Raw genomic sequence first — 9,887 nt, forward strand, 5'->3', positions numbered from 1 at the left:
GTTCCCCCAATGGTTCAGCGGCTCCGGAGGAGAGCATGGACCCGTTCGTCTGGCCCAGGCCGAGCGCCGCCTGCTGGCGCTCGATCGCCCGCGCGTGCGGACTGTTCCCGGCGGCCGATGCGGCCGCCATCCTCCAGGTCACGCCGCAGGCACTCCACCGGCTTGCCCTGGCCGACCGGATCCTGGAGGTCCGGGTCAAGGGAGAGAAGCGCTACCCGGGGTTCCAGTTCGACGACGGCGGACGGGTCATCGCGGGCTTGTCGGCTCTCCTCTGCGAGGCGCGCCGGCGCGGCATACAACCCGAGGAACTCGTCTTCTGGCTCGTCCGTCCGGCGGGAGCGAAGGGACATAAGAGGCCGTTGGCCCGGCTGCTGACAGGGAAGAGCCCCCTCAACCAACTGCCGGAGGCGCGGATCACGGCGCCGGTATCCGTGTCGAGGGATGGGCCGGCCTCGCCTCGAGTCCCCGTGCGGCTTCTTGAGCCTGTCTTGAGCGACTTGAGCCGGCTTGAGATGCAGGGGGAAACCTTGACGAAAGCTTGAATCAAAAGCAGGACAATCCTTGAGGATGCGACCGGATAGTTGTCGATGTCAGGCCGGAAGAGCGGCCACCGAAACCCGCAGCACCGTTCAAAGGACAGATGACATGGGCATCAGCATGAAGACCACTTCCGGCAAGCTCCTCGCCTCCGTAGGCCTCGTCGCGACCGCCGCTGCAGTCGCCGGGCTCGGCACTTACGGCACATTTTCTTCCTCTACCAACGCCAGCACCAAGGTTGATTCCGGCACAGTACTGATCAACATGGCCGATGGCGGTGCGGCACTCAGCGTCGCCGCTGCCGGTGTCCTGCCCGGTGACAGCATCGAACGGCTGGTCACGTTGGCCAATGATGGCGAGCAGAACCTGGGCGATCTGAAGCTGACAACAGCGGACACCGTTGCTGCCCCCACCTTGCTGTCTACCAACACGACCAACGGTCTCCGTTTGACCATCGAGTCCTGTGCCAGCGCTTGGGAAGGGACCAAGGCTCCGTACACCTGCAGCGGCGGCGCCACAACGGTCATCGCTTCCTCGCCGATTGTAGGTGTGCGCGATCTGAATACTCTTGCATCGCGTACCGCCCACCGCAGCGACAATCTGAAGCTCACTGTAAGCCTCCCCACCGGTGCGGACAACAACTATCAGGGGCTGAAGAGCGTAATCAACTTCAAGTTCGATGGTCTCCAGCGTTCGGGAACTGTCAGCTAGTTCCACGGGTCCGCGGCTTCGTTGGGGGAGCCGCGGACCTTTCGGCTAACCAGTTGCAACATCCAGTACCAATTCATTCCGCACAGCAACCAAGGGACAACCGCGATGACCACAATGTCTGAAGGCATCGGCCGCACAGCCAGTCCGGCCCGGGGCCGCCACTCGGCCGCGGAAGCCGGTCGGGTCACCTCGCGGCGGAAGCGCGGTAGCCGTCTGGGCAACGCAGTAACAACGGCGGTGCTCATCGTTGCCGCGGCGGCCTTCCTCTTCCTGGCCATCGGCCCGCGGGTGCTGGGCTACCAGACCTCCACCATGCTGACGGGCTCGATGTCTCCGCTGATCAACCCGGGCGACGTCGTCGTCTCCGTGCCGGTGCCGGTGGACGCCATCGCCGAGGGCGACATCATCACCTACCACATCCCGGTCGAGGACCAGCGGGTGGAAACCCACCGCATCATCGAGGTGATCACCAACGCTGACGGGACCACGGCCGTCCGCACCAAGGGCGATGCCAACAACGGCGCCGACCCGTGGACCGCGACGCTGCAGGGCGACACCGTCTACCGGCACGCCTTCACCATCCCGCACCTCGGGACGGTCATCCGCACGCTGCGCGAACCCCTGGTGCGCAACATCCTGATGTACGGCGCCCCGGCCCTGCTGGTCGCAGGCATGCTCGTGAACATCTGGCGCAAGCCCATCGACCATCCGGCCGAACCCACCTCAGTCACGCTGACCGACACCCAGCCACCATCCACACCAACACGGAACCGGCGCACCATGGCTGACACCGATCTTCCCGACCTGGACTCCAACCGTCCCCCCAGCCTCGCCGACGACTCCCTCGAGGAGCTCGCGATGCGCACCTTCCTCCGCAGCTACCTGCAGCTGCTGCCCGCCCGGGTCGGCCGAGTGCTCGACACCCTCCGCCGCGGCGACGCCGAGGACTCGATGGACGCGGTCCTGAGCCTGAAGGTCTCCTCGCACATGGCCGGCGCCCTGCGGATCGAACGCCACTGCCTTGGCCTGGAGGCCGAGCTCCGCGCCGGCTCGGTCCCCGGCCCCGGACCCGCCGGCGAACTGCTCACCGGGGCCATGCGCTCCGTCCTCGCCGCCGCCGGCCTCCCGCCGGTGCCCAGGGCGGCGTAGGAATTGCGCGTTTCTTGAGGCTCCGGCTCCGGGAACCTTGAGCCGTGTGCCCCACACTGAAGTACGACGACGAGGAGAAGGGAGCAAGCGACGTGGCATTCACCGTGACCCGCCGGTTAAGGCTCCGCGCCGCCGTCGTCCTCGCCCTGACCCTCACGCTCCTCGGGATTCCCGCCATGGCCCAGGCCGCCTTCACCGCCTACGCCGGCGCCGCCACCCCCGTCAGCACAGCCACCATCCCCGCGCCCACCACCGCCGTCGCCGCCACTTGCCAGACACAGTCGCAGACCACGGTGAAGATCGACGTCGGCGCCTATACCCGGATGCCCTTCGCCAACCGCCACGAGATCGTGCTCTACGACCCCGCCGGCGCCGTCAAGCAGACCAAGAGCCTGCTCGGCGCCGACGGCGGCGACATCACCCTCACCAACCCCTACGGCCAATCCAAAGGCACTTGGCGGTACGAGCTCCGCGGCTACTACGACGTCCCTGGCACCGCCAACACCTGGACAGGCGCGGCCCGCACCGGCACCGTCACCTGCACCTGAGATTTCTCCTCCGGAAGGATGACGGGTAGCGCGTCCCAGGCTGGCTACGCTGGAACCGATACCGCAGCCATATCTACAGGGGGACGGATGCTGCTGCCCATCATTGCCTGCGAGATCGGTTTCTGGGTCGTTCTGGTGCTGGCGCTCGTGGCGCGGTATGTGCTGCGGAAGCCGCGGACGGCGCGGGCCCTGCTGATCGCGGTGCCGCTGATCGACGTCCTCCTGCTGGCCCTGATTGTCATCGATCTGCGCGGCGGTGCCGTTGCGGACTGGAGCCATGGGCTCGGCGCGCTCTACCTCGGGATGTCCGTGGCGTTCGGGCACAGTATGGTCAGCTGGCTCGATGCCAAGTTCGCGCGGCGGTTCGACGGGGCTCCGGCGCGGCCCAAGCTGTACGGCTGGCAGCGTGCGCGCCGGGAATGGCGGGAGTTCGGCAAGGCGATCCTCGCCGGCGCGATCAGCGCCGCGGTGCTCCTCGCCTGCATCGTGCTGGTCGGTGACGCCTCGCGGACGCAGGAACTGGCGGGCTGGTTCCCGCGGATCGGCCTGGTCCTCGGCATCTGGGGCATCATCGCCCTGTCCTATACCGTCTGGCTGAAACCGGCGCCCGCCGTCAGCGTCCCGGGCGGGACGGCAGACGCAGCTGCCCGCCGGCCGCGCTGAGGCACTGATCATCCGGAACGGATGACGACCGCCGGCCGCACCCGGACCTACTCTGTGCTCGTGAGACCTATCCTTATCCTCGCCGCCATCCCCGTACTGGCCGCCGCAATGGCCAGCTGCTCCGCGCCGCGAGGGGAACCCCCGGAAACCCGTCCGGCGATGACGCCGACCCAGTCGTGGACGGGAAGCATGCCGCCCCCGTCCGCCGGGATGGGCGTCCTGTCCGACTTCAGGTGCGCCCCCGACGAGAACGGCGTGTGGCGCGGCAAAGCGACGCTGCGCAATGTCGGCAACAGCCCCAACACCTATACCGTGCAGTTCTCGGTGGTGCGTACCGCGGACTCGCAGGTGATTGGCGTGAAGAAACAAGACTTCACGGTTGAACCGGGGCAGTCTGTCGACGTCGCGTTCCCGACCGTCGCCACCACCAGCGCCAGCGGGCTGGAATGCCAGCCGAGCGTGACAGCGGAACCGGCTTCCCCGAGCGGATCCCCTAGCCCTTGAGCAGAACCCGGTCTGCCGCCGTCCGCGTGCGAGGCCATAATGGGACGATGAACCGCTCGGGGACAAGTTCCCGGGACAGCACGCCGCCGCGGCCGCGCTGGTACAGCCGGCTGGCAAGCACGGTCGTGCTCTGGCTGCAGCGGATCGCCTACCTGCTGGTCACGGTGCTGGCCGGATGGGCGGTCTACGAGCTGCTGATCGACGGACTCAGCGACGACGCCCGCCTGCCCTGGGCTTTCTTCTTCGTCTGGGTGCTCGCCGCCTACATCCTGCTGCCGAGGATTAACCGCCTCCTGACCCGCATCTACGTGCCCAACTACTTCATTGGCCGGGCGCGGACGGTCGACGGGCTGCTGGGCGACCCGGTGAACCTGGCCGTCATCGGGAACTCTGACTCCTTGCGGGAAGCGATGACCGCGGCAGGCTGGATCGAGGCCGACCCGGTCACGCTATCCAGCAGCTGGCGCATTGTCCGCGACTCCATTTTGCGCCGCAGCTACCCCTCGGCCCCGGTCAGCCCGCTCTTCGTCTTCGGCCAGAAAGAGACGCTGGCCTTTGAGCTGGAAGTGGCCGGCAGCCCCGCGCAACGGCACCACGTCAGGTTCTGGGCCTGCCCGCCCGAATGGAGGCTTCCCGGCGGCTGGAAGGTGGACTTCGTCGGCGCCGCCACCTTCGACCGGCGCGTGGGCCTGTCCCTCTTCACCTTCCAGATCACGCACAAGATCGCCGAACAGACGGACACCGAACGCGACCTCGTCACCGCAGGGCTCGCCGGCACCGGAGCGACCGTCCAAATCCTCCGGCACTTCTCCACCGGCTACCACGCACGGAACGGCGGCGGCGACGCGATTGAAACCGACGGCGACCTGCCCATGATCACCCTCGCCCCGCCGTCGTAGTTGTCCCCGTTCGACTTCACCGACGCTTGTTCTGTGAGCAGGGGAAAGATTAGGCACTTTCTATCGGAACGTTTAAGCTTAAACCATATTGGAAGTGTCGATTTTGCCGATTTAATCACGAACACTATGGGGAAAAATTGAAGAAGTCACTCGCCTGCCTTGCTGCCGCCGCCCTCCTTTTGACGGGCTGTGGCAGCACGCCTCAAAGCGCTGAAGCGCCCAGCGTTGCACCTGCCGGGGAAACGAGCGCCGTAGCAAAAGCTACTCCCACCGCGACGGCCGCAGAAAGGTCTGACCGCGGCAACCTAATCAAGGAGGTCGGCCAGGGCGCAGGTATATCAGACGACGGAACAGACGTCGCTTCCTTTGTAATCAACTCCATCACAGTCGATGGAAAATGCAGCGGTCAATTCGCTTCGGAACCCGAGAACGGCCACATCCTCATCCTCGACGTTTCGGTAAAGACCGAACCTGCCTTGGCTGACTCAGTGGTCCCCTCCTTTGGGCTGAACCCATTCGAGTTCAAGACCATTGCGCCAAACGGAACCACATCCAATGCCGATCTAGGAACGGCTGCATCGTTCTCCTGCTTGGACGATTCTGAGCTTCTACCCTCGGAAATCGGGCCGGCAGAAAAGGCGACTGGAAAAGTCGTTCTTGACGCGGAAACCGCTGAAGGCGTGCTCGTGTTCCATCCCGGATACGCTGCCGCCGGTTGGGAATGGAAATACCCGGCGAAGTAAATACTGACGGAGTCTCGGAGGGAAGGCAGCTGTGCCTGCCCTCCTTTCATCTGGTTCACCAGGGGTCGAGGTCCCACCACCGCGGTGCGAAGCCTTCACCGTAGGGGTACGGCTCCTTCATCACAATCGTCCGGACGTCCTCACCTGCGGATAGTTCCAGCTTCAGCTCCGCCGGGACCCAGATCGTGGTGTGTTGATTCGCTGATATTGCAGCTCGCCGAGCAGGTACTGACTGTCGGAGGCAGGCGGTAAACTCGTGGACGTGATCCCGGGGTTCTGACGAACTTCGGGTTCTCGTGTTGCCTGAACTCCCGAGCACCCCGGAGATGACGAAGATGAGCCTGAATGGACTGCGGACCGCGCTGGCCGAGGACAAGTCCTTTGGACGGGTGCGCACCCAGGCCTCGAGGTCGGCGGGGGAGCGCAGCGAGGACCTGCAGATCGGGGCGCCTCCCGGGCTGCGGGCGGCGCTGCTCGCGGAGATGATCGAGGGGCTGGACGGCGCCGCGGCCGACGGCGGGCGGGCGCCGGTGGTGCTGGCCGTGACGGCGACGGGCCGAGAGGCGGAGGACCTGGCGGCGGGGCTGCGCTGCTACCTGCCGGCGGAGTCGATCGAGGAATTCCCGAGCTGGGAGACGCTGCCGCACGAGCGGCTGTCCCCGCGCTCGGACACGGTGGGCCGGCGCCTCTCGGTGCTGCGCCGCCTGAAGCACGGCTCGGAAGGCACGGTGCCGCTGCACGTCGTCGTCGCTCCCGTGCGCGCGGTGCTGCAGCCGCTGGTCAAGGACCTGGGCGACCTGATGCCGGTCTCGCTGAAGGTCGGCGACGAGGTCGAGTTCACGGACGTGGTGAAGCAGCTGGCCGCGGCGGCGTACGCGCGGGTGGACATGGTGTCCCGCCGGGGCGAGTTCGCGGTCCGCGGCGGCATCCTGGACGTCTTCCCGCCCACAGAGGACCACCCGATCCGCATCGATTTCTTCGGCGACGAGGTGGACCAGATGCGCTGGTTCGCGGTGGCCGACCAGCGCTCCCTGTCTGGCGAGCACATCAAGCACCCGGAGACGCTGTACGCCCCGCCGTGCCGCGAGCTGCTGATCACCCCGGGCGTGATGAGCAAGGCCGCGAAGCTGAAGGGGCAGATGCCGGCCGCGGCGGACATGCTGGAGAAGATCGCCGGCGGCATCGCGGTGGAGGGCATGGAGTCCCTCGCGCCTGTGCTCGTGGAGGCGATGGTCCCGTTCCTGGGCGAACTGCCCGAGGCGAGCATCGCCGTCGTTATTGAACCCGAAAAGGTGCGTGCCCGCGCGCACGACCTCGAGGCGACCAACGCGGAGTTCCTCGCCGCGGCGTGGGCCACCGCATCCGACGGCGGGAACGCGCCTTTGGATCTGGCGCTGCAGGGGGACCTCGAGACTGCGGGGTTCCGCTCGCTCGCGGACACACGCACCACGGCGCTCGAGCACAGCGTCTCCTGGTGGTCCATCACGTCCTTCAACCCGGACGACGAGACCGTGCTGGACATCGACACCCTTACGCTCGCGGCCCGCGAACCGCGCGGCTACCAGGGCGACGTGGCCGAAATGATGAGCTTCATTGGCTCGCGCGTGCGCGACCAGTGGCGTGTGGTAGTGGCGACCGAGGGCCCTGGCCCGGCCTCGCGCCTGGCCGAACTTTTCCACGACAACGACATCCCCGCCGCGCGCGTGGAGTCGCTGGAGAAGGAACCGCAGCCTGGAATCATCGAAATTACGACGGCGAGTGCGGGCAAAGGATTCGTGTTCGACGGGCTGAAGCTCGGGCTGCTCACGGAGGCGGACCTGCTGGGCAGGACCACCGCGGCCGGCACCCGTGACATGCGGAAGATGCCCTCCAAGCGGCGCAACGCCGTCGACCCCCTGCAGCTGACCGAGGGCGACTACGTGGTGCACGAGCAGCACGGCGTCGCGAAGTTCAAGGAGCTGGTGCAGCGCTCGTCCGGCGCCGGGCCGACCAAGACGATGCGCGAATACCTGGTGCTGGAGTACGCGCCGAGCAAGCGCGGGGCGCCGGGGGACCGGCTGTTCGTGCCGACCGACCAGCTGGACCAGGTCACCCGGTACGTGGGCGGCGATACCCCCGCGCTGTCGAAGATGGGCGGCTCGGACTGGGCGAAGACCAAGAGCCAGGCGCGCAAGGCGGTCAAGGAGATCGCCGGCGAGCTGATCCGGCTGTACTCGGCGCGGATGGCGTCGAAGGGGCACGCGTTTGCGCCGGACACCCCGTGGCAGCGCGAGCTGGAGGAGGCGTTCCCGTACATCGAGACGCCGGACCAGCTCACCACGATCAACGAGGTCAAGGCGGACATGGAGCGCGAGGTCCCGATGGACCGGCTGGTCTCCGGCGACGTCGGCTACGGCAAGACGGAGATCGCGGTGCGCGCTGCGTTCAAGGCGGTGCAGGACGGCAAGCAGGTGGCCGTGCTGGTGCCGACGACGCTGCTCTCGCAGCAGCACTACGAGACTTTCAGCGAGCGGTTCTCCGGATTCCCGGTGCGGGTGCAGCCGCTGTCCCGGTTCCAGACCTCGAAGGAAGCCAAGGAGACGCTCGAGGGCGTGAAGAACGGCTCGGTGGACGTGGTGATCGGCACGCACCGGCTGCTGTCCAAGGAGATGGAGTTCAAGGACCTCGGCCTGGTCATTGTCGATGAGGAACAGCGGTTCGGCGTGGAGCACAAGGAAGCGCTGAAGAAAATGCGCACCAATGTGGACGTGCTGGCTATGTCGGCGACGCCGATCCCGAGAACCCTGGAGATGTCGCTGACCGGGATCCGGGAGACGTCCACGCTGGCCACGCCGCCGGAGGAGCGGCACCCGGTGCTGACCTACGTGGGCCCGTACACGGACCAGCAGACCTCGGCCGCGATCCGGCGCGAGCTGATGCGCGAGGGCCAGGTGTTCTTCGTGCACAACCGGGTGTCCTCGATCGACCGGCAGGCCGCGCACATCCGCGAGTTGGTGCCGGAGGCCCGGGTGGAGGTGGCCCACGGGCAGATGTCCGAGGCGCGGCTGGAGCAGATCATCGTGGACTTCTGGGAGAAGAAGTTCGACGTGCTCGTCTGCACCACGATCATCGAGACCGGCCTGGACATCTCCAACGCGAACACGCTGATCGTGGACCGGGCGGACAACTACGGGCTCTCGCAGCTGCACCAGCTGCGCGGGCGTGTGGGCCGCGGGCGGGAACGCGCGTACGCCTACTTCCTCTACCCGGCGGAGAAGCCGCTGGGCGAGGTGGCGCTGGAGCGGCTGAAGGCCGTGGCCTCGCACAACGAGCTGGGCGCCGGCATGCAGCTGGCGCTGAAGGACCTCGAGATCCGCGGCGCCGGCAACCTGCTGGGCGGCGAGCAGTCCGGGCACATCCAGGGCGTCGGCTTCGACCTGTACATCCGGCTGGTCGGCGAGGCCGTGGCGGACTTCCGCGGCGAGGCCGAGGAGAAGGCCGCCGAGATGAAGATCGAGCTGCCGGTCAACGCGCACCTGCCGCACGACTACGTCCCGGGGGAGCGGCTGCGGCTGGAGGCCTACCGGAAGCTCGCCTCCGCGCTGACTAACGAGGCGATCGACGAGGTCGTCGAGGAACTCAACGACCGCTACGGCACCCCGCCCGAGCCGGTCACCAACCTGATCTCGGTCGCCCGGTTCAGGGTCGGCGCCCGCGCCGCCGGCCTCACCGACGTCGCCACCCAGGGCAACTTCATCAAGTTCGCCCCGGCGGCGCTGCCGGAGTCGAAGGTCATGCGCCTCAACCGGATGTACCCCGGCTCGCAGGTGAAGCCGGCCTTGGACTTCATCCTCATCCCGAAGCCCAAGACCGCCCGCATCGGCGGCAAAGACCTAGCGGACCAGGCCATCCTCGACTGGGCGCAGCAGGTCATTGACGCCATTTTCAAGGAATAGTGCCTCCCGCAACGGGATCGACTGTCGGTCGCACAGAAAACGTTTTTCGATGCACTCAAGAAAAGCGGACCGTGGTGGTGGAAATATGACGCGAGACGCTCACTCTCCGGTACAAAGTTTGAGTTAAACGTTATAATTCCGAGCGGGGGGCGCGATGGGTCGAACCCTTTTGTCTGCGCTCCTGCTGATCTCGCAGTA

Annotated in this window: 9 protein-coding genes; all 9 read left to right on the forward strand. The window is 66.7% G+C overall.

Going from position 1 to position 9,887, the window contains the following annotated elements; all coding sequences use genetic code 11:
* The first annotated feature begins 35 nt into the window (after positions 1 to 35).
* Entirely contained in the window at positions 36 to 542 is a 507-nt protein-coding gene (locus tag WFH44_RS01715; RefSeq protein ID WP_336711251.1) for a hypothetical protein, read from the forward strand.
* Positions 543 to 645: 103 nt separating this feature from the next.
* Complete coding sequence (locus tag WFH44_RS01720; RefSeq protein WP_336711253.1) at positions 646 to 1,248, forward strand: TasA family protein; 603 nt, start codon at positions 646 to 648, stop codon at positions 1,246 to 1,248.
* 105 nt (positions 1,249 to 1,353) lie between these two features.
* Positions 1,354 to 2,397: a signal peptidase I gene (locus WFH44_RS01725; protein WP_336711255.1), complete on the forward strand. Its 1,044-nt coding sequence runs from the start codon at positions 1,354 to 1,356 to the stop codon at positions 2,395 to 2,397.
* A 44-nt stretch (positions 2,398 to 2,441) separates the two neighbouring features.
* On the forward strand, positions 2,442 to 2,945 hold the full coding sequence (locus tag WFH44_RS01730; protein ID WP_336711256.1) for a hypothetical protein: 504 nt from the start codon (positions 2,442 to 2,444) through the stop codon (positions 2,943 to 2,945).
* An 87-nt stretch (positions 2,946 to 3,032) separates the two neighbouring features.
* Entirely contained in the window at positions 3,033 to 3,608 is a 576-nt protein-coding gene (locus WFH44_RS01735) for a hypothetical protein (protein ID WP_336711258.1), read from the forward strand.
* Positions 3,609 to 3,668: 60 nt separating this feature from the next.
* Positions 3,669 to 4,112, forward strand: coding sequence for a hypothetical protein (locus tag WFH44_RS01740; protein WP_336711259.1), 444 nt, complete (start codon positions 3,669 to 3,671; stop codon positions 4,110 to 4,112).
* Between the two features lie 47 nt (positions 4,113 to 4,159).
* Positions 4,160 to 5,011 carry an LssY C-terminal domain-containing protein gene (locus WFH44_RS01745; protein WP_336711261.1) on the forward strand — a complete coding sequence of 284 codons (852 nt, stop codon included), beginning with the start codon at positions 4,160 to 4,162 and terminating at the stop codon, positions 5,009 to 5,011.
* A gap of 137 nt (positions 5,012 to 5,148) precedes the next feature.
* Complete coding sequence (locus WFH44_RS01750) at positions 5,149 to 5,754, forward strand: hypothetical protein (protein ID WP_336711262.1); 606 nt, start codon at positions 5,149 to 5,151, stop codon at positions 5,752 to 5,754.
* Between the two features lie 335 nt (positions 5,755 to 6,089).
* The gene (mfd, locus tag WFH44_RS01755; RefSeq protein WP_336711264.1) at positions 6,090 to 9,689 is read left to right on the forward strand and encodes a transcription-repair coupling factor; all 3,600 of its coding nucleotides are present in this window, start codon (positions 6,090 to 6,092) and stop codon (positions 9,687 to 9,689) included.
* The last annotated feature ends 198 nt before the right edge of the window (positions 9,690 to 9,887 follow it).

Origin of the sequence: Arthrobacter sp. USHLN218, assembly GCF_037144715.1 — a bacterium.
Classification (GTDB): Bacteria; Actinomycetota; Actinomycetes; order Actinomycetales; family Micrococcaceae; genus Crystallibacter.

What these genes read in the sequence shown, in the direction of transcription:
- WFH44_RS01715 (WP_336711251.1), top strand. Translation starts at nt 36, where the DNA reads ATGGACCCGTTCGTCTGGCCCAGGCCGAGCGCCGCCTGCTGGCGCTCG.
- WFH44_RS01720 (WP_336711253.1), top strand. Translation starts at nt 646, where the DNA reads ATGGGCATCAGCATGAAGACCACTTCCGGCAAGCTCCTCGCCTCCGTA.
- WFH44_RS01725 (WP_336711255.1), top strand. Translation starts at nt 1,354, where the DNA reads ATGACCACAATGTCTGAAGGCATCGGCCGCACAGCCAGTCCGGCCCGG.
- WFH44_RS01735 (WP_336711258.1), top strand. Translation starts at nt 3,033, where the DNA reads ATGCTGCTGCCCATCATTGCCTGCGAGATCGGTTTCTGGGTCGTTCTG.
- WFH44_RS01745 (WP_336711261.1), top strand. Translation starts at nt 4,160, where the DNA reads ATGAACCGCTCGGGGACAAGTTCCCGGGACAGCACGCCGCCGCGGCCG.
- mfd (WP_336711264.1), top strand. Translation starts at nt 6,090, where the DNA reads ATGAGCCTGAATGGACTGCGGACCGCGCTGGCCGAGGACAAGTCCTTT.